Here is a 20,408-nt window from a genome sequence, read left to right on the forward strand (position 1 = left end):
GTGAAAATGTCCGAAGTTGATAGGACTTCGGACAAAATCCGTGGGAGAAGCAGTGAAAATGTCCGAAGTTGGTAGGACTTCGGACAAAATCAGGTGCAGGAGCTGTGAAAATGGCCGAAGATGGCAGGGCTTCGTACAATATCAGGTGGAGAAGCCGTAGAAACTGATACGGAATTACTTATGTTATACGAAAAGCAGCAATCAATGTGAAAACAGCCAAACAAAAAGATGAAACCTGGCTGGTTCCATCCTTTTTTATTTTTTTACACTCTCTTTAGATTTTCTGCGGCTTCCATTGCCTGCTCACGAAGCTTGAATTTCTGGATTTTCCCAGAAGCTGTCATTGGGTAGCTGTTTGTAAATTCGATGTATCTAGGAATCTTGTGTTTTGAAATTTTTCCTTTGCAGTACTCTTTGATTTCATCGGCTGTTGCGGACACGCTGTCTTTCAAAATGATCCATGCCATTACTTCCTCACCATATACACTATCAGGGATGCCAACTACCTGGACATCGAGCACTTTCGGATGTTTATACAGGAATTCCTCGATTTCACGGGGGTAGATGTTTTCTCCTCCTCTGATGATCATGTCTTTTAGTCGTCCGGTTACCCTGCAATAGCCGTTTTCATCCATGACGGCAAGGTCTCCGGTATGCAGCCATCCTTCTTCATCAATGGCTTCCTTGGTCGCATCCGGGTTTTTATAGTACCCTTCCATAACGTGATACCCACGTGTACAGAGCTCTCCCTGCTCGCCACGGGGTACTTCATCCATCGTCCCTGGCTTGACAATTTTCACTTCTACATGAGGCAGAGCCTTTCCGACTGTTTCTACCCTTAACTCAAGCGGGTCATTCGTTCTTGTTTGCGTGATGACTGGAGATGATTCGGTCTGGCCGTATGCAATGGTTATTTCTGTGGCACCCATCTTCTCATTAACAGCTTTCATGACTTCGATTGGGCAATTGGAGCCGGCCATGATTCCAGTTCTTAAAGAGGAAAGGTCGTATTTCACAAATTCAGGATCATTCAGCTCGGCGATAAACATCGTTGGGACTCCATGGAGCGCTGTACATTTCTCTTTTTCCACTGTTTCCAGAACCGCCCTTGGGCTGAATTCTTGAACAGGAACCATTGTGGCTCCTACTGTCGCGCATGCTAGGGTACCCATGACACAACCGAAGCAATGAAAAAACGGCACAGGAATGCACAGTCTGTCTTGATGAGTCAGTTTCATTGCAGATGCAACATTATATGCGTTGTTGACAATATTGCTGTGAGTCAGCATGACGCCTTTTGGGAAACCTGTCGTACCGGAAGTATATTGCATATTGATGACTTCATCTGAATTTAGAGTCGCCAGACGTTGATTCAATTCCTCTTCAGTGACACCATCCGCCATATCCATAATATCCTGCCAGCTGAAGATCCCAGGGAAGCGTTTTTTACCCATGACAATGACATTCTTAAGGAATGGAAGCTTGCTGCTCGCCAGTTTGCCAGGTTCACTTGTTTTCAGCTCAGGTACGATTTCATACAACATCTCAATGTACGACGCGTCCTTGAACTGTTCCAACAGAATTATGGTAGTGGAATCAGACTGTTTTAAAAGATACTCCAATTCCGCGGTCCGATAATTTGTGTTCACAGTCACGAGGACAGCACCCATTTTCCCCGAGGCGAATTGGCTGATGACCCACTCAGGAGTATTGGAGGACCAGGCAGCTAGATGCTCCCCTTTTTTTACACCAAGCTTCATGAATCCCCTTGCTGCTTTGCGGCAAAGTTTATTGAATTCTTCATAATTCATCCTGAGATCCCTATCTGCATAGACCAGTGCTTCATGGTTGGGATATTCCTTAGCTTGTACTTCTAATAACTCACCGATCGTGTATGGCAGCAACTTTTCCATCTATTTCCCTCCTCTAAAAATATGTAAGCGTTTACCCATTACTATATCACCTATGTTTGAATATTCAATATTTTAAAAATATATTCCTTCCTTTTTCCTAAAAAAAATACAAAAAACAGAAAGTCTCCTCCCTGTTTACTTGTCGTGCCACATATATACTTTTCCTGTTTCCCTGGTTACAATCGTGATGGCTATGCTGGCTCTGTGCCCAGCTGCGATAACGGATTGGCTTGGAATACCTGCGAGCAAACTTGTAATATACAAGTTTGACAGGTGTGTGGATCCGTCTGCTTCTATTCCCAATACTTTTTTAATTTTTCCACTTGGAACCTTTTCGTTTACTGTCAGTTCAAAGCCCAGACGTTCTAACAATCCAGTCTGCAGATTCGTCGCAATGATAATATATTTTGTATTTAGCTCGGTTCCGTCTGTTAAAATGACTGAATAGCCATTATCCTTGTGTATAATCGCCTCCGCGGCACCCTCAACCCATTGGGTTCCAGCAGCGACAGCCTGTTTTTTCATAGTTTCCAGGAGGCCTGAACCGCTGATTTCTTTTATTCCTGGATAATTATAAAGCTTCGAAACCTGGTTGATTTGGGATTTACCTGAATTAATGATGGTTGTCTTCAATCCACCTTAAGCAGTATAGATTGCGGCTGAACTCCCTGATATCCCGCCGCCTATCACTAAAACATCCAGCATTGCGCTTCCCCCTGTTTCATATGTAATCCCTCTATTTAAAGAGGAATTTAGAATAATTTAGAAATTTAGAAATCAGATAAATGACTCCTGCCAGGAGCCATACGTACGTGGCTGGTCATATAGGAGGAAACCCGGAAAATTCCCCCTGGCTCTCATCACCTTTACGCTTTGATCCGATTCCTCAGGAGCCTCCTGAACAGTTCTTATTTTTTCTTTCCTCTTCCAACCTGCTCACCTCACATAAAGATTAGAATAAATAACACACTGATGCCTGTCGTTCCATTTTGAGAAAACCATTCAAATAATCTTATGGAAAAAGAGGAAAGCAAAGCTCTCCTCTTTTTTTTACTTTTACTTAGTGTGCGTGGTGGACAGCACAGCGGTTTGGCCCAATTTCAAGCTCCATCGCTTCGTCTGCTGTCACTTCTTTTACACCGCGGTTGATTGCTACGATATCTTCAAAGTTAGGTGGTGTATCGCTTGATGCAGATTGAGCAACATGGTCGACAAACTCTTCAATCGTTTTGCCTTCCATCATCTCGTTTTGTTTTCTGATTAAGCCTAATTGGCTTCCAATGAACCCTTCAGCATTCACTTCATCGTCAAAGGCTGCATAGTGTCCTGGCAGGACAATGACATCATCAGCAATCTGGGATACTTTGCTATAAACTGTGTCATAAAGATCTTTTGCCCACTCTGCTGCTTTTCCCCCAAGGTCTGGGCGGCCAAGTCCATTGACAAAGATCGTGTCACCGGAGAACAGAAGTTTGTTGTTCACGAAGAAAGAAACACTGCCAGGGGTATGTCCTGGTGTCTTAACTGCCAAAACTTCCAGTGTAATGTTCTCAAATGCAATTTTATCATGCTCTTCAAGCGCTTCAAAGTCAAACACTGCGCCTTCACTCTTCATCAAGTAATATTTAGCACCAGTTAGATCCGCAAGGTGCTTGCCACCTGATAGGTGATCGGCGTGAAGGTGAGAATCAACAATATGAGTGATTTTCACATTTTCTTTTTCTGCGACAGCCATATAGCGGTCTGTGAATCGGGAAGGATCGACAACCAGTGCTTCGTTTTCAGAGAGGACCATATAGGATAAGCAGCCCTTTCCTACACGAATGAATTGGAGAACCTTAATTTTGTCATCATTATAGACTTCCACTGGATATAAGTATTCACTCCATGATTTCATCCCGCCTGAAAGATAAGAAACTTCAAAACCAGCGTCAGAAAGCATTTCTGCCACCATTACTGATGATCCTTCCTTGGCACAAATTACGACGATGTCTTTATCCTTTGGAAGCTGATCAACGATTTCCTCCACTCCATCAATCAAATCGAAATAAGGGATGTTCAAATACTCGATGTTTTCCCCTTCTACCTTCCAGTCTTCAAAATCCTTGACGTTCCGGACATCAAAAATAAAAAATTCCTTTTTATTTACTACCCACTCATTTAATTTTTCAGCTGTAATAGCTTGCATTCCCATTATAATTCCTCCCATGATTTGAATAATTGAGTACCCTAATCCCCATTAAGATACCCTTGTGGGTATATAATATAACGTGGTCGTATTAAATGCAAGCTTTTTTTGTTTAATAATGTGCATATGGTGTTTTTCTTAAATGCTTAAAAACTGAAGTATCCAAGGTCTTAATTTCATAATAGTCAATAAGAAAAAATTGTTAAAAAAAATTCGCCATAATGGGTTTTCAAATCGTTCATAAACATTTACAATGAATGAAACTATACAATATAGTTTGAAAATTCAATCCATTCTTGCCGAGGAGGAATGCAAATGAAAATTATGAGCAATGAACAGTTGGTGGTCTCGTATCGTGATGCATTAAAGTCGGAAAATGATAAAGAATGGGCAAAGGTTTTAAAAACCGAAATTACTAAAAGAGGACTCAAGCCATTTAAAAACCGCTAATCGACATTTGAATTCTGGTAAAAAAATGCACTGCCACATGGCAGTGCATTTTTATGTTTATCCTTGGAGCAGCAATGATTCCGGATCTTCCATCAGTTCTTTGATCCTCTTCAGGAAGGTGACTGCTTCTTTACCGTCGACAATACGATGGTCATATGAAAGCGCAATATACATCATTGGTCTGTTCTCCATCCGTTCCTTGTCGATTGCTACCGGGCGAAGCTGGATGGTATGCATTCCAAGAATTCCAACTTGAGGCCCGTTGATAATCGGGGTGGATAATAATGAGCCAAACACGCCGCCATTTGTAATCGTAAAGCTGCCGCCTTGTAAGTCCTTAAGAGAAAGCTTATTTGTACGTGCTTTTTCAGCGAGATCATTAATATCTTTTTCGATTTCGGCGAAATTCTTCCTGTCTGCATCCCTAATTACTGGTACAACCAGCCCTTCATCTGCAGCCACAGCCACTCCAATGTCATAGAACTTCTTAAGGACGATTTCATCCCCCTGAATTTCTGCATTCAAGTATGGAGTTTTCTTTAACGCTGCCACTACAGCTTTGGTAAAGAATGACATGAACCCTAAACGCACATCATTTTCTTCGTAAAAACGGTCCTTCCATTTCTTTCGCAATTCCATAACAGCAGTCATATCCACCTCATTGAATGTTGTCAGCATTGCCGCAGTCTGCTGGACCTCTACCAGTCTATTCGCAATCGTCTGGCGCCTTCTTGACATCTTGATTCTTTCTATCCTGCTGTCATCCTCTGATTTTACAGCTGGAGCTGACTTGACTGGTTCTTTTGGTTGAACAGGCTGATTCTTTCTCTGGTCAGGAGAAAATGATTCAACATCTTGCTTCCTTACTCTACCCAGGGGATCCTGAGAAGCCACCTGGCTCAAATCGATGCCCTTTTCCCTGGCCAGTTTTCGGGCTGCCGGGGAAGCGATGACACGCTCATGGGAACTCTCGTATTTTTCAGAAACAGCTTGAGTTTCGGTTTCTTGGCCGGTGCCCTTTACCTGCTCTACGGTTTCATCAGGAGACTCAGCCATCCTTCCTTGTTCTGCAGCAGCATTTCCACCATTTCCATTTTCGCTGCTTCCCGCACTTCCTTGTTCACCTACAACAGCAATGGCTTCCCCAACCTTGACTGTATCACCTTCTTCAGCGAGGAGTTCAGTCAGTACTCCATCATAGTCAGAAATAATCTCGACATTGACCTTGTCTGTCTCAAGCTCAACGATATATTCACCCTTTTGGACTGTGTCACCCTTTTTTTTCAGCCATTGGGCAATGGTCCCTTCGGTTATTGATTCAGCCAGTTCAGGAACTTTAATCTCTGCCATTTTCCATTCCTCCTCAGTTATTCCTTGTCAGTGCATCTCTTACAATTCTCGCTTGTTCCAATTTGTGAATGTTTGGATCTCCTTCGGACGGGCTTGAGCGCCTGCGTCTGCCAATATAGGAAACTTCAAGGCCTTTTGGTGCAGCTTCATTGATCCTAGGCTCTACGAAAGTCCACGCTCCCATATTCTTCGGTTCTTCCTGTACCCAGACTATTTCTTTTAAATTTGGGAAACGCTCCAATATTTCTTTTAATTTTTCCAGCGGGAAAGGATATATCTCTTCAATCCGCAGCACATGAAGCCAGTCATGGTGTGCTGAAGCAAGCTGGTCAGCGATATCAATACTTACTTTACCAGTGCAGAGAACAACACGTTCTACCTTTTCAGGCTCCGCCCCTAATCCAGGCTGTTCAATAATTGGTTCGAAGCTTCCTTCACTTAACTGACCTGGATCAGCCGCAACTAGCGGATTCCTCAATAGGCTCTTTGGAGTCATTAGTACCAGTGGCCTTACAGATTCCTGCTTCAAGATGGCTGCCTGCCTTCTAAGAATATGGAAGTACTGTGCAGCCGAAGAAAGGTTTGCAACCGTCCAGTTGTTTTCAGCAGCAAGTGTCAAGAATCTTTCCACTCTCCCGCTTGAATGTTCTGGCCCCTGGCCTTCATAGCCATGAGGGAGCAGCATCACAAGTCCAGATTTCTGTCCCCACTTTGCCCTTCCTGCTGCTACGAACTGATCGAACAATATTTGGGCAGCATTAGCGAAATCCCCATACTGAGCTTCCCACAGTACCAGTGTTTCTGGTGCAAAAACATTATAGCCATATTCGAAACCGACGACGGCAGCCTCAGATAATGGGCTATTATGAATTGAGAACGAGGCATTCGCATCAGGCAAAATATGAAGCGGAGAAAATTGATTCCCTGTTTCACTGTCATGTAAGACCAGATTCCGTTGTGCGAATGTCCCTCTCTCTGAATCCTGTCCTGTGAGCCTGATTGGTGTCCCATCTTTAATAATGGAAGCGAACGCTAGAGTTTCGGCGAGACCCCAGTCTATTTTCCCTCCATCTTGCAAAGCTTCTCTTCTTCTCTGGAGGATTTTGTCCAATTTACTGAATACCTTAAATCCTTTCGGCCAATTAAGCAGATCTGAATTCAGCTTTCTTAATGTTTCCAATGGCACTCCTGTTTCAATTTGCGGGATGCCCATCTCAATGACTTCAGGTATATCTGGTTCCCTTTGAATCTCTTTTTCCTTTTTTGGCACTTTTTCATTTGCTTCTGTCAGTCTGGAAGAAATCTGGTCATCAATCTCATTCCTGCGTTTTTCGGATAGCACCCCATAATCCGATAGCTTGTTGCCATAGATTGTTTTGACTGTAGGATGCTGGTGGACCAACTTATACATTTCGGGATTGGTGGTCATTGGTTCGTCCATCTCGTTATGTCCAAATCGACGATAGCCAATAAGGTCAATGAGGAAGTCCTTCCCGAAGGCCTCTCTGTATTCGAATGCCAGTTTTGCTGCCATCAAGCATGCCTCAGGATCATCTGCATTCACATGGATAATCGGAATTTCATATCCTTTTGCCAGGTCGCTTGCATAGCGGGTTGAGCGTGAGTCCAACGATTCAGTCGTGAATCCAATCGTATTATTCGCGATCACATGTATCGTTCCACCAGTTTTATATCCTTGCAGACGGCTTAAATTAAGGGTCTCTGCTACAATCCCCTGTCCAGGGAATGCGGCATCCCCATGAATCAGAATGGCCATTGCTTTTACAGGGTCATATTCCGCATACCCTGGTTCACTTCGTTCGTCCTGGGCAGCGCGTGTAAAACCTTCCACAACTGCTCCGGCAAATTCAAGATGGCTCGGATTATTAGCAAGTGTCAGTCTCGCATTAGCCGTGGTATCAGATTGGATCTTTCTGTCGATGCCAAGGTGGTACTTTACATCCCCGGTCCAGCCAAAGTTAATGCCGATCGAGCCTTCAGATGGTACCAGCTCCTTATTCGGTGCATGCTGGAATTCAGCAAAGATCATTTCATACGGCTTTCTCAATACATGTGCCAATACATTGAGTCTACCACGGTGTGCCATCCCAATATTGATGGTTTCTACTCCACTGTTTACGGCATTAGCGATCACCTCATCAAGCAGAGGGACCATTGCATCCAAACCTTCAATCGAGAATCTTTTCTGGCCTACAAAAGTTCGATGCAAGTATTTTTCAAAGTTTTCGACCTCTGATAAACGCCTGTAAAGACCAATCTTCCTTTCTTCCTCAATCCGGGAAATCAGCTGGCCTGATTCAACCTTCTGCCTGAGCCAGTCCTTTTCGGCAAATTCATTTACATGATGAAATTCGTAAGCAATGGTATCGCTATATACTTTTTTAAGGTAATCTAACGCTTCCTTGCCATTTTTAATGGACGCCGGTGCGCTTGGACATACCAGTTCCACCGGCATGGACTTGAGGTCTTCCTCAGTCACCCCCCACTTATCATGGTTTTCCAGCTGCAAATCCTTAGCCCCTTGCTTCAGAGGGTAAATCTGTGCAGATAAATGGCCGTAAGAACGTATATAGTCTGCATATTTTAATGCAGCTGCGATTTTCTCGGGAGATCCATACCCTCTGTTTGCATCTGGATTCACCACTTTCGTTTCCATCGTATCAACGACATCTACAGGAGAATACTGCTCAAAAAATTCTCTGATTTCTGGTTCCACTGATTCTGGGTTTCCCAGGAACTGTTCATATAATTCTTCGACGTACCCCTGGTTGGGCCCGTGGAATTCCGGCCAGTTTGGCCCTTTGCCCGTAGCTTCCTTACTCACTGTAAAACCCCCTTGCCAATTCTATTCTGTGCTAATTATTTGTTACCCTGTCGCACTCAAATTTAACAATCAATTCAAAGAATAATGATATTATTCTGATTTCAAACGGTTACATATGATATTTTAACATGATATTTTTTAATAACCAAAGGTTTTGACTATCCGGATAGTGTTAACTCACTTCTCTTGATTTATTATTCCAAAAAAATAAAACCGATTTTTATACACCATAAAAAAAAACCGGGGTTCCCGGTTTTTGATAAAGCACTTTCTAATCAAGGATTAAAGACTCATCATAGTTACATACATGTTCTTTGGAGCAAAGAAATTGTTTCTTTTTTCAATTTGAGTCGATTCGATCATCTCACTAGGTTCTACAGGCAATTCCATATGGCCGCATGTAATGCACTTTTGAAAACGGGATCCAGCATTGAATAGATTTACACCGTCGTTTGAAGTAAAGCCAATATGCTCTTCATGCAGTGAGAAACGATGGTGACAATTCTTTGATTCACGCATACTTCATCCTCCTGTTTCATTGTTCATACTAATTATATATTAAAAAATTCCGAATTTTCAGTGACAAATATCATAAAAAGAGGGAAGGCCTTAAATTGCCTTCCCTTTTCAATTCCCGGCTCTTCATGATATTAAACCACGGAAGAATCGGAAAAATTAACCTTCAATTCTCTTTCTATATTAGAGATGACATTCGGATCGTCCGCATCAATTTCTATGAATGGCCCCTCGTACCCTTGCAGAGCATGTCCATATCTTGGGTCATAATAATGGACCAGGAGCAATTCAATCAATAACCGGAAATTTTCTTCGATCAGAGCTTTTTCAAGCGATGGCGCTATTTCGTGATTCACTCTTCTTAATAGTTTTGATACCTTTTCATGAACTTCATCCATGAACCATTTTTCTCCCTTAAAAGGCAGCACGTATTCATTGTAGATTCTTTCCACTCTTTTTGGGATGGAGCTTCTAATAAGGAAGTGGAATCCTTTTTCCTTCTTCTCGAGCATATCCTCAGGCTGTGCTGCGCGGCCGATTCTTTTGCTCTCTGCCTCAATGATGAAATAGTTTGCCCCCTGAATTTCTTTCAGTCTTTCAAACAACAAGGCATCAAAGGTCTTTTGATTATGGGCCTCGCCCATACCAATCATTCCAAAAATCGATCCGCGATGGTTGGCAATTTGTTCTAGGTCAACCACTGGAAACCCTTTTTCTTGAAGCTGTTTCAAAATTTCTGTCTTTCCTGTACCTGTCATGCCATGAAAAACAACTGTCTTTTCAGGAAGCATTTTCGGGATTTGCTCCAAAATATATTCGCGATAGGCTTTATATCCGCCTTCCAAACGGATGGATGGTAAGCCTGCAAATTCAAGGAACGATGCAACTGATTTACTCCGCATCCCTCCTCTCCAGCAATGAACAACTGGTTCGGCACCCGATTTTTTTAAATCTTTGATTTCACTAAGCAATGCGGGAAGCTTTGGAGATACAATTTCCATCGCTCTCCATTTGGCTGCTTCTTCGCCCGACTTTTTATAAAGTGTGCCAATTTCTTTTCTTTCTTCATCCGAAAACAATGGTATATTAATTGATCCTGGTATCGGGGATTCCTGATGCTCAATAGGAGCACGGACATCAACAGGGATATAATTTTTGCTATTAGTTAATTCTTGTACACTAATGTCTTTCATGTTTAAACTAGACCTCCATGGCCGCAAATGACTTGCTCATTTTGTAGACTTCGCTGCTTTTGCAATAGGAATAAATTTAAATTAGTCATTCCACCATTATAACCCTGAATGCATTCAAATTGCCATATTCTAAACTATCGATGACAATCCATGTCATAAAATAAAAAAACCGCACTTCATATGCGGTCAACAGTCAAACTTTTTACCGATTAATTCGCTAATTGATTGACAAAAATTCGGCCATTCTTTTGGATAGGAATCCAATCCGCCACTTTCGTATGTTTTTCCCTTGGTATGCAGCTTCACAGACCAGCATGTGCCATCTACAATGATACCTGCTTTCTGATAATCCTCATCCCAATCCCATACTTTGAATGAATAAAGCTGTTTCTTAAACATTTCCACGCTTCCATGGTCTCCGATCTGCATATGACCAGGAGCTTTTGAGTCCAGGTGCCACTCGAAATAGGTAAACGTATTCTTTTTAAAGTCGATTCTAATCCGCATTTCGGGACCCGGATATCCATGAAGAACAACTGTCATCAAAACAGGTTCTTTCTCAGGACGTATAGATACGATGTCGTCCTCTAATAAAAACAGCTCATTTTTGCTGCCGATCAATGTCTTTATATATGAAGGTTCAACATTCATTTCATGAACTGGCCGCTGATTTTGTTCACTCATTTCCTTACATATCACGGGAATTGTTGCAGTGCCCTTTTTTTCTAAAATTTCGAGAATCGCTTCATACATTTTCATCTCGTTCATCTTCCTTTATACAAACTGAGTATTTCACTTATTTTCATAGCTGATTTAAATAAAGTATAAGCAACAAATAAAGGAAACGACTGTAACAAATCGCACGGTTTCGCCAAAAAATTTACTATTCCTCCGATTGACAAAAACAGCTATTTTTTGACTTGAATGTTGTTATTTGTCTAATCCTGCGCTTTCCCGAGAAATAATTTTCAGAATAAACAGAAATTATCTATAATATTGAGGATCCTTCCGGTACATATTTGCCAGTGACTGGATTCTGGCAATGCTGCTGATTCCTCCCTTGCCCTGATAATGCCCTCCCTGTTTATCCTTAGAAAGTGAAAACTAGAGGCAATATAAGATTATTAGGTTTAAAAATAAGGAAAAATCGGTAAAGGAAGAAATCAGGTACAACATTGAAATAAATCATCAGGAGTGTATGGATATGATGGATACAATGGCAAAACAATTTGAACAACCAAAAGGACTTCTAGGTAAACTAGCTGGAACGATCATGTATTTTGAGAATCGGAAAATCAATAAATGGAGCATAGAAAAACTAAAACTTCAGAAATACGACCGTGTCCTTGAAGTTGGTTATGGACCTGGCTACGGCATTAAAACAATGATGTCTGCCTGTCGCTTCATTACTGTCGACGGAATCGATTTGTCTAAAAAAATGATGAAGGAAGCAACAAAAAGGAATAAGGAATGGATTGATGAAGGAAGGCTGACTCTTTCTGCTGGTGATGTTGTTGACTATAAGCCAGGCCACCGTTTCAATAAAATTATTTCAGTCAATAACTATCCTCTCTGGGATCAGCCAATGAAGTCATTAAACCATTTATATCATTTAATGGCGCGAAGAGGGAGAATCGTCCTGACTGTCCAGCCGCGTGAAGAAGGAGCATCAGACGAAACAGCGGTGCAATTAGGGGAACAAATGAAGGATGATCTGCTGAAATCAGGGTTCACCAAGGCAGAAGTGACGTATTTGAAAGTCAGGCCTGTACTGACAGTCAGCGTCACTGCCGTAAAAGAATAATAGCGGGGCCCCAAAACAACTGCTTTGGGGCCAATTTTATCTAGAGACCTTCACCATTATTGATGCTTTATACAAAGTTAAAATTTCATGGGCACCAAGAGGCTTATCGGCGCTCATTTTTTTCCAATATTTAACTTTTATGAGCACGTATAAGCTTTATTAGTGTTCGCTTATTCCAAAATTTCTCTTTTATGAGTGCTTATAAGCTTTCTTGGTGTTCGTTTTTTCCGGTATTTTACTTTTTCAAGCACCAAACTCATTATTGGTGCTCCATTTTTCCAAGATTTCTCTTATGAGTACGTATAACCTTTCTTGGTGTTCGCTTTTTCCATAATTTCTATTTTTTTAATATTCACTATGCCAATATGTTTTGATTAACTCCTTTTATCGATCCAACCAGCCTCTTGATTTCTTCCTTCTCTCCTTGATGGAACAAGTCAACGATCTTACTGCCGACAATGACCCCATCGCAATATTTGCAAATTTCTACTACCTGTTCTGCGGATGAAATCCCGAAACCTGCCATTACGGGTACAGTGCTCAAGCTTTTCACATTTTGTAAAAAGTCTGTAAGTTCCTCGCTAAAATCGTTTCTTGCGCCTGTTATTCCAGCTACTGTTACTGCGTAAATAAACCCTGTGGCCCTGGAAGCAATCTCTCTTATTCTCTGATCAGGGGTGGTAATAGTTACTAAACGAATCAGAGAGAGTTCATTCCGATCGAGCATCGGAAGTATGAAGTCCTCTTCCTCTAGCGGAAGATCAGGAATTATGCATCCGGAAATACCTGCCTCTGATGCATCTTCTGCAAACTTTTCAAGACCATATGCTACGATTGGGTTTAAGTAAGTCATCAGAATCAACGGAATCGATATTTCCTCTTTATACGCTCGAATATCATTTAAGACCATTTTTAATGTGGTGCCTTCCTTAAGCGCACGTATTCCTGCTTTCTGAATGGTCGGCCCATCTGCGACCGGGTCGGAAAATGGAATTCCGATTTCGATTGCAGCTGCCCCGCATTCTTGTAAATACAGGAGCTTTTCCTTGAGAGTTTCCATGCCTCCATCCCCAGCCATAATATAAGGTACAAAAGCTTTATTTCCCTTTAAGTCTATCATCCTAATCCCCCTGTTCGATCCATAATGGTTTGTACATCCTTATCTCCTCGGCCTGATAAACAAACGACAATATTCTTGTCCCTGCCCATTCCTGCTGCTAACTTTACTGCGTACGCAATTGCGTGTGCACTTTCAAGAGCAGGGATGATTCCCTCCAGCTTTGACAATAATTGAAATGCTTCAAGTGCCTCATCGTCCGTTACTGCTTTATAGTTCACTCTTTGGATATCATGCAAGTAACTATGCTCCGGCCCGATGCCAGGATAGTCAAGTCCTGCAGAAATCGAGTGTGCCTCCTGTATCTGTCCGGCTTCATCCTGCAGCAGATACATCATCGCTCCGTGAAGTACGCCCGGTTTCCCCTTTGCAAGGGAGGCTGCATTTTTTTCTGTCTCCAAACCCAAGCCAGCTGCCTCGACTCCATAAATTTCAACACTTGTATCTTCAATAAATGGATGAAACAGACCGATTGAATTGCTTCCTCCACCAATACAAGCAACCAGGGCATCAGGCAGCTTCCCTTCCTTGTCAAAAAATTGACGCTTAGTCTCCTTCCCGATCACACTTTGAAAATCACGGACTATTTTCGGAAAAGGGTGGGGCCCCATTACCGACCCTAAAATATAATGTGTGTCACGGACATTCGTAACCCAGTAACGCAGTGCTTCATTGACAGCATCCTTCAAGGTCCCGCTGCCGGCATCCACACTGATTACCTCTGCGCCCAGGAGTTTCATTCGGAAGACATTCAATTGCTGCCGCCTGATATCTTCTTTTCCCATAAAAATCACACATTCCAGATTCAGCAACGCACAAACGGTTGCCGTCGCTACACCATGCTGTCCTGCGCCTGTTTCTGCAACCACCTTCCGCTTGCCCATTCTTGCAGCAAGCAGGGCCTGCCCAACAGTGTTGTTAATTTTATGGGCACCTGTATGATTTAAATCTTCTCGCTTTAAATAGATTTTTGCGCCTCCAGCATGTTCCGTCAGATTTTCTGCCAGGTATAATGGCGTTTCCCTTCCTACATAATCTTTCATCAGTTTTTCGAGTTCTGCCTGGAATTCCTGATCCGCCAGAGCCCGGTTATATTCTTGTTCCAGCTCCAGGACAGCCTTCATCAGAGTTTCTGGTACGAACCTGCCCCCATAGGCACCAAAGTGGCCTTTTTCATCTGGCAATCTATAAGTTTGATTCATCTTGTTTCCTCCTTTAATCTTTTGCGCTTATTATGAATTCTTGTATTTTTAATGCGTCTTTCCTTCCATTTGTTTCAACTCCGCTGCTTACATCGACCATAAATGGAGAAACTTTTTCAATTGCTTCCTGCACATTTCCTGGGTTCAAACCGCCAGCAAGAATGATATTAGGGAATGAATTACCGAATCCATGTGCCTGGTTCCAATCAAAACTTACGCCATTTCCTCCCCGATATTTTTCAGGCGGGCTATCAAGAAGAATGTAATCTGCTTCACCACCGGTACAAGAGTCATGAATGTCTTTACCTGGCCGGATTGATCCTGCTTTGATCAGCGGAAGTCCGATAGACTTGTAATCAGCGGCTGCTTCTTCACCGTGCAGCTGTATATGTGTGAGTCCTGCCATTTCAGCAATCTGCTTAATTTTGTCTGGAGCCTCATTTACAAATACTCCAACTTTCCATACATCCTTTGGTAGTCTTCCGATGATTTCCCCGGCCTCTATGGCGGTTATTTGTCTTTTACTTTGTGCAAACACGAAACCAATGGCATCTGCTCCACAAGCTGCAGCGTGACATGCATCTTCGGCTGTTGTTACACCGCAAATTTTAACCTTCATTTTTGCATCCTCAACGAGGGGACAGTGAACTCAGCAAAAGTTTGCGAAAGATTGGAAGATGTCATGAATGATTCTCCTATTAACACACCATCTGCTCCAGATTCCGCTACCCGTAAAATGTCCGCCCTGGAACTTAACCCGCTTTCACTGATCAAAAAGGCCCCGGTGCTTTTAGCAATCGCACCTAACTTTTCAGTAATTGATAAATCGACTTTAAAGGATTTTAAATCCCGATTGTTTATTCCTATCAACGAAGCGTTGATCTTTAGCGCCTTCTCTAAATCTTGTTTATCATGAACTTCGACAAGGCACTCGAGTCCTTTAGTTGATGCATAATCGTAAAGCTTTGTGAGCTCGTTTAGAGAAAGTACAGATGCAATCAGCAAAATGAGATCTGCTCCAGCTGCATGTGCTGCATCAATCTGTATTTCATCAATGATGAAATCCTTACAAAGAATGGGGATGCCGACAGCTTCTCTGACCTTTTTCAGGTCGGCAAAAGAACCTTTGAAACCTTCTTCGTCCGTTAACACCGAAATAGCTGATGCACCAGCACTTTCATAAAGCTTTGCTTGCTGGACGGGATTCAGGTTTTGATTAATGATTCCCTTGGATGGGGATGCTCTCTTAAATTCAGCTATGATTGCAACGTTTTCCGCTCTCTGTAAAGCTGTTATCAGCGAACGTGCTTGAAATTCTCCGGCAGGAAATGTCGCTCCCGATTTCTTTAACACTTGGACCTCTGCTTTTTTCCTTTCTATGATTGAATCAAGAATGGTCATCATGTCATCCCACCGCCTTATTTAATCGATTGCTTATGGAAATTAAATTCTTAAGTTTCAAAAGCGCACTCCCGGAATCTATACTCTCTGCCGCCAAAGCTATTCCTGCATGAATGGAATCTGCCTTGCCGGCTGTAAAGATTCCAATACCGGCATTTAACAGCACTGTATCCCGGTAAGCACCCTTTTCACCCTTTAATACTTCCATCAATATTGCCGCATTGTCCCTGGCGTCACCGCCTCGTATCTCACAGTTATCATAAACCTGAAAACCCATTTCATCAGGATGGAGTGTGTACCTTGTTATTTCATCCTCAATAACCTGTACGATTTCGTTATCACCTGCTAGTGAAGCCTCATCCATCCCCCCGGCACCGTTGATGACAATGGCTCTTTTCCTGCCAAGCTTCGCAAGTACGTGGGCGAACTTCTCAAGCAAATCCCTTCTATAGATTCCAAGCAGCTGGTAGTCAAGCTGGACGGGATTCGTCAGTGGTCCGATCAAATTGAAAATAGTCGGTATTTTCAAATCCCTTCTGACTTTCATGATCTGTTTTAACTTCGGATGCACATGGGGAGCAAATAAAAAGGCAATCCCGTTCTCTGCCAGGATCTCTTCTGTCATATCCGGTGAAATATCCAGCCGCACGCCAAGTTCTTCCAAAACATCGGCACTGCCTGTTTTACTTGAAACACTTCTGTTCCCATGCTTCGCTACCATGATTCCAGCACCTGCAATAACAAAAGCAGAAGTCGTGCTGACATTGAAACTTTTTGATCCATCTCCTCCTGTTCCGCAATTATCAAGAACATTCGGTATTTTCTTTGTAAAAGGAAGCGCATGATTTCTAATCGCCTTAACCAATCCAGAGACTTCCTCAGTTGTTTCACCTTTTGACTTCAGTCCTGTTAAAAAAGAGGCAATTTCACTGTCAGTCAAATCCTTTGTGAACAGTTCCTGGGCAGCGTTTTCCATTTCACATTCAGTGAGGGATTTTCCCTCAGTAAGCTTTTCAAGATACTGTTTCATAAACGAATCTCTCCCCTCTGATTTCTTCAAGGAAATTAGATAAAATTTTCATCCCATCCTTTGTTCCGATGGATTCCGGGTGGAATTGCAGGCCGTAGACTCGATAAGTCTTGTGCTTGATAGCCATGATTTGACGATCCTCCGCTGATTGAGCCAATACCTCGAAATCGGCGTTCAACGAACTATGATCAATCACTAACGAGTGATATCTCATTACTTCTGTGTTTTTTTCTACATCCCTCAATATTGAAGTTCCTGTATGGCTGAGACGGGATTCCTTGCCATGCATGATTTTCTCAGCCTTGATAATCGAACTCCCAAAAGCAGTTCCTATTGCCTGATGTCCAAGACAAATTCCGAGGATAGGGATGGACTGAGAAAACTGTTTGACTGCTTCAACACATATCCCGGCTTGTTCCGGTCTGCCTGGACCCGGTGAGAGCACAATAGCTTCAGGTGCCATATTCGCGATTTCTTCAATCGTCACTCTGTCATTCCGCACCGTTTTTACTTCTGCACCCAGCTGGCTAAGGTATTGGTAAAGGTTGTAGGTAAATGAGTCGTAATTATCAATTAGCAGAATCATCGGGCAGCCTCCATCAACGCTTTCAATTTATATTCTGTTTCCATGTACTCCTTTTCCGGGTCGGAATCATACACGATTCCAGCCCCTGCCTGCAGGTAGCCCTTCCCATCTTTAACAACAAGTGTCCTGATCGCCAATGCGAAATCCATGCTTCCACATGCCGAAAAGTAACCGACTGCTCCGGAGTACACTCCTCTTTTTTCTGGTTCAAGCTTGTTGATGATCTGCATAGCTCTAATCTTTGGGGCTCCAGAAACAGTCCCTGCCGGCAGACAGGCTGCCAGTCCATCTATAGGGTGTTTGCTTTTGGACAATCGGCCGCTCACTTCTGATACAAGATGCATCACGAACTGATATTTTTCTACCTCCATGAACTTGTGAACAGCAATACTGCCAATTTCACATATCCTCCCTAAATCATTTCTTGAAAGGTCAAGAAGCATTTTATGTTCAGCCTGCTCCTTTTCATCGTGGATCAGCTCTTCTTCCAACTCATGATCTTCAAATTCTGTCTTCCCCCTTGGCCTGGTTCCTGCAATCGGGTTAGTGAGAATTTTCCCATCTCGGTATCTTACAAGACTTTCAGGTGAAGAACCCGCAACAATGTAACTTTCGAAATCAATGTAGTACATATATGGAGAAGGGTTATCTACTCGAATTTTTCTGTAAAACGAAAACGGATCTCCTGTTGCCTCGGCTGAAAGCCTTCTTGACAATACGACCTGGAAGATTTCCCCCTCTTCGATTAAGTCTTTCGCTTCTCTCACTGCTTTCTCGAAGTCATACCTGGTTTTCGTTGACTTGAAATTGGATAAAACAAACCGCTCAGGCTCTTTCTTTTTGACAGGAGTCTCCAACTCAGCTTTCCTTTTTTTCAGTTTTTCTCTCAGACTCCAAACAGGAATATCCTGAAAGGGAATCCCGATAAGTATTATTTTCTGCCTGAGATGGTCAAATACGATGACTTCGTTATAAAACATCAGATGTACTTCTGGCATTTGCATGGGATCAACTTTTAATGGACCGATTTCTTCAAATTCACGAATGAAATCATAGCTTACAAAGCCCAACCCTCCGCCAATGAACGGGATATCCAACTTATGAGTTAGTTCCGGTAGCAGCCTTTTCAGAGCAGTTGAAAGTGTCTCATGGAGCTTTGTCTTCTCTCCCTGTTCTACCAGGTATGTCTCACCATTTTCCTGTAACAGCTCATAGACAGGTTCACAGCCAATAAACGAGAAACGTCCTGAGCTTTCATGTTTATGGGAGCTTTCCAAAATGAACTTTTTTCTGCCTTCAATCATCTGATAAACAGCAATCGGGGTCAGTAAATCCCCTTGAATTTCTTCAATGAAAACATCTGGTCTCTCAAGCTTCATCTGAATCCTCCTAATGAAAATAAAAAAGTCCCCTATACACGCGCAAGATTGCGCTGTATAGAGGACGATTGGATTGGACCGCGGTGCCACCTCAAATTGGAACTAATAAAAGTTCCCTCTCTTCGGGCACAGGAATGAAATTTCGATATACCCTATCCTTTTAACGGAGGAATCCGGACAGCCCTACTATAGGTTCAGGCTGTCTCTCGCAAGGCCATTCGACAGGTATTTCCGTACCGGATCTCACCACCTCCGGCTCTCTGTAACGTAAATATCCTGCTTACTCTTCTTGCTCATCGAGTTTGCTCTATTAAGATTCATTTGAGACAAATAAAAAAGGGCCCTCTCCTTATATAAAATATAAGGACGAGAGACCCGTGGTGCCACCTTAATTAGCTGTATTACAGCTCACTTAACAGCATCAAAGCATACCTGCTTAATGCCTGCCTTTTGTAACGATAAGGCTTTTCGCCAAAGCCTACTGCCCTGTGGGGGTTCGGTTTGGAAGCTCAGAAGTCCATTCACTGTAACAGTTACACTGATTCACACCGGCCATCAGCTCTCTTGAGTACCCATTTCAGTTACTACTCTTCGTCAACGCTAGCTCTTATATTGTTTATTATAGTAAAGCGTTAAAAATAAAATGTCAACAAAAAAATGAAAATTTTAATTATTCTGCTTCAACAACTTCTGAAGATTTTCTTTCCACACTTCAGCAAGAGCTTCAACCTCAAGCAATTGTTCAATCTCAAGGATATTTTTTCGTTGATGAAAAAAAAGTTCATTGGCTTTGAGAATCGAGAAATTTTCCTGTGATCTGTCAAGCAGCTTGATCGGTGAGCCGGAACGAACAACGCCTTCTTCCAGCACCCTGAAAAAATAACCTGTATAGCCTGTTTGAACCACTCTTTTCAGAAGGTCCTCCACGCCATTGTTCTTTGATATTTTTGAGCAAGGAACCCTGCCCTGAGACACCTGGACAGTCGCTTCTCCCAACCGATATATATCACCTATGTATACGTTCGCTTCCATCATGCCCTGTGCAGAAATATTCTCTCCAAAGGTCGGTGCTTTAATTTGGCGGACGAATTCCCTTGACCACTGGCTGTAATGCTCGATTGGATAAAAACAAACAGCCCTGTCAGGACCTCCGTGAAACTCAGTAGCGGCTACTCCGTCTCCCGAAAATGTTTCTTTTGAAAGAAATGCTTCAGATACACTCTTTTTGCAAATAGCAGATAGCTCAGTTTTCCCGTTCCAGTGCTTTGCCTCTGGAAGACCAACATGTAAATATAAAATCTCAGCCAATTCATTTATCCCCTTTAACTTCAAATTTTTTCCATGTAATCTTAGCAAACCGCCCTGTCAAAACTTTACCATAAAATACATCAGTTTTTACGTCCCAATTAGTCCACACTAAAAATAGTTTGAAAA

At 42.5% G+C, this 20,408-nt stretch carries 18 protein-coding genes and 2 other annotated features; of the genes, 2 read left to right on the plus strand and 16 right to left on the minus strand.

Annotated elements, in window-relative coordinates:
- Nucleotides 1–263: 263 nt before the first annotated feature.
- The 3 genes from EJA10_RS15330 to EJA10_RS15340 all read right to left on the minus strand — a co-directional run bounded on the left by EJA10_RS15330 (nucleotide 264) and on the right by EJA10_RS15340 (nucleotide 4,107).
- Nucleotides 264–1,904: an AMP-binding protein gene (locus EJA10_RS15330; RefSeq protein ID WP_125481020.1), complete on the minus strand. Its 1,641-nt coding sequence runs from the start codon at nucleotides 1,902–1,904 to the stop codon at nucleotides 264–266.
- A 144-nt stretch (nucleotides 1,905–2,048) separates the two neighbouring features.
- Nucleotides 2,049–2,546 carry an NAD(P)/FAD-dependent oxidoreductase gene (locus EJA10_RS15335; RefSeq protein WP_246017816.1) on the minus strand — a complete coding sequence of 166 codons (498 nt, stop codon included), beginning with the start codon at nucleotides 2,544–2,546 and terminating at the stop codon, nucleotides 2,049–2,051.
- Nucleotides 2,547–2,973: 427 nt separating this feature from the next.
- Nucleotides 2,974–4,107, minus strand: coding sequence for an MBL fold metallo-hydrolase (locus EJA10_RS15340; protein ID WP_125480891.1), 1,134 nt, complete (start codon nucleotides 4,105–4,107; stop codon nucleotides 2,974–2,976).
- Nucleotides 4,108–4,416: 309 nt separating this feature from the next.
- Between EJA10_RS15340 and sda the strand changes: the two genes are divergently transcribed.
- Nucleotides 4,417–4,551 (plus strand): sporulation histidine kinase inhibitor Sda, encoded by a 135-nt coding sequence (gene sda, locus EJA10_RS15345; protein WP_125480892.1) that lies wholly within the window; start codon nucleotides 4,417–4,419, stop codon nucleotides 4,549–4,551.
- A 57-nt stretch (nucleotides 4,552–4,608) separates the two neighbouring features.
- Here the strand turns inward: sda and odhB are convergent, their stop codons facing one another.
- The 5 genes from odhB to EJA10_RS15370 all read right to left on the minus strand — a co-directional run bounded on the left by odhB (nucleotide 4,609) and on the right by EJA10_RS15370 (nucleotide 11,214).
- Nucleotides 4,609–5,901: a 2-oxoglutarate dehydrogenase complex dihydrolipoyllysine-residue succinyltransferase gene (odhB, locus tag EJA10_RS15350; protein ID WP_125480893.1), complete on the minus strand. Its 1,293-nt coding sequence runs from the start codon at nucleotides 5,899–5,901 to the stop codon at nucleotides 4,609–4,611.
- A gap of 13 nt (nucleotides 5,902–5,914) precedes the next feature.
- A complete protein-coding gene (gene sucA / locus EJA10_RS15355) occupies nucleotides 5,915–8,746 on the minus strand; it encodes a 2-oxoglutarate dehydrogenase E1 component (RefSeq protein ID WP_125480894.1) in 2,832 nt (943 codons plus the stop codon).
- Between the two features lie 282 nt (nucleotides 8,747–9,028).
- A complete protein-coding gene (locus EJA10_RS15360) occupies nucleotides 9,029–9,265 on the minus strand; it encodes a hypothetical protein (RefSeq protein ID WP_125480895.1) in 237 nt (78 codons plus the stop codon).
- 131 nt (nucleotides 9,266–9,396) lie between these two features.
- The gene (mnmH, locus tag EJA10_RS15365) at nucleotides 9,397–10,455 is read right to left on the minus strand and encodes a tRNA 2-selenouridine(34) synthase MnmH (protein ID WP_125480896.1); all 1,059 of its coding nucleotides are present in this window, start codon (nucleotides 10,453–10,455) and stop codon (nucleotides 9,397–9,399) included.
- A 186-nt stretch (nucleotides 10,456–10,641) separates the two neighbouring features.
- On the minus strand, nucleotides 10,642–11,214 hold the full coding sequence (locus EJA10_RS15370; RefSeq protein ID WP_125480897.1) for a hypothetical protein: 573 nt from the start codon (nucleotides 11,212–11,214) through the stop codon (nucleotides 10,642–10,644).
- Between the two features lie 445 nt (nucleotides 11,215–11,659).
- Between EJA10_RS15370 and EJA10_RS15375 the strand changes: the two genes are divergently transcribed.
- Nucleotides 11,660–12,259, plus strand: coding sequence for an SAM-dependent methyltransferase (locus tag EJA10_RS15375; RefSeq protein ID WP_125480898.1), 600 nt, complete (start codon nucleotides 11,660–11,662; stop codon nucleotides 12,257–12,259).
- 355 nt (nucleotides 12,260–12,614) lie between these two features.
- Here EJA10_RS15375 and trpA read toward each other — a convergent pair whose 3' ends face one another.
- The 8 genes from trpA to EJA10_RS15415 form a co-directional block, all read right to left on the minus strand.
- On the minus strand, nucleotides 12,615–13,379 hold the full coding sequence (gene trpA, locus EJA10_RS15380; RefSeq protein WP_125480899.1) for a tryptophan synthase subunit alpha: 765 nt from the start codon (nucleotides 13,377–13,379) through the stop codon (nucleotides 12,615–12,617).
- Nucleotides 13,376–14,578 (minus strand): tryptophan synthase subunit beta, encoded by a 1,203-nt coding sequence (gene trpB, locus EJA10_RS15385; RefSeq protein WP_125480900.1) that lies wholly within the window; start codon nucleotides 14,576–14,578, stop codon nucleotides 13,376–13,378. Before trpB ends, trpA begins: the two co-directional genes overlap by 4 nt.
- A 13-nt stretch (nucleotides 14,579–14,591) precedes the next feature.
- Complete coding sequence (locus EJA10_RS15390; protein ID WP_125480901.1) at nucleotides 14,592–15,197, minus strand: phosphoribosylanthranilate isomerase; 606 nt, start codon at nucleotides 15,195–15,197, stop codon at nucleotides 14,592–14,594.
- The gene (trpC, locus tag EJA10_RS15395; protein WP_125480902.1) at nucleotides 15,194–15,982 is read right to left on the minus strand and encodes an indole-3-glycerol phosphate synthase TrpC; all 789 of its coding nucleotides are present in this window, start codon (nucleotides 15,980–15,982) and stop codon (nucleotides 15,194–15,196) included. The genes EJA10_RS15390 and trpC overlap by 4 nt, the downstream gene beginning before the upstream one ends.
- 1 nt (nucleotide 15,983) lies before the next feature.
- Nucleotides 15,984–17,009: an anthranilate phosphoribosyltransferase gene (gene trpD, locus EJA10_RS15400; protein WP_125480903.1), complete on the minus strand. Its 1,026-nt coding sequence runs from the start codon at nucleotides 17,007–17,009 to the stop codon at nucleotides 15,984–15,986.
- Nucleotides 16,993–17,595, minus strand: a complete 603-nt coding sequence (locus EJA10_RS15405; RefSeq protein ID WP_125480904.1) for an anthranilate synthase component II — start codon at nucleotides 17,593–17,595, stop codon at nucleotides 16,993–16,995. The genes trpD and EJA10_RS15405 overlap by 17 nt, the downstream gene beginning before the upstream one ends.
- Nucleotides 17,592–18,974 carry an anthranilate synthase component I gene (gene trpE, locus EJA10_RS15410; RefSeq protein WP_211340581.1) on the minus strand — a complete coding sequence of 461 codons (1,383 nt, stop codon included), beginning with the start codon at nucleotides 18,972–18,974 and terminating at the stop codon, nucleotides 17,592–17,594. Before trpE ends, EJA10_RS15405 begins: the two co-directional genes overlap by 4 nt.
- A 57-nt stretch (nucleotides 18,975–19,031) precedes the next feature.
- Nucleotides 19,032–19,280 (minus strand) — a binding site (T-box leader).
- Between the two features lie 53 nt (nucleotides 19,281–19,333).
- Nucleotides 19,334–19,581: a binding site (T-box leader), on the minus strand.
- A 59-nt stretch (nucleotides 19,582–19,640) separates the two neighbouring features.
- On the minus strand, nucleotides 19,641–20,282 hold the full coding sequence (locus EJA10_RS15415; RefSeq protein WP_125480905.1) for an MOSC domain-containing protein: 642 nt from the start codon (nucleotides 20,280–20,282) through the stop codon (nucleotides 19,641–19,643).
- Nucleotides 20,283–20,408 lie beyond the last annotated feature (126 nt).

This window comes from Mesobacillus subterraneus, from assembly GCF_003937825.1.
GTDB classification, from domain to species: Bacteria; Bacillota; Bacilli; order Bacillales; family Cytobacillaceae; genus Mesobacillus; species Mesobacillus subterraneus.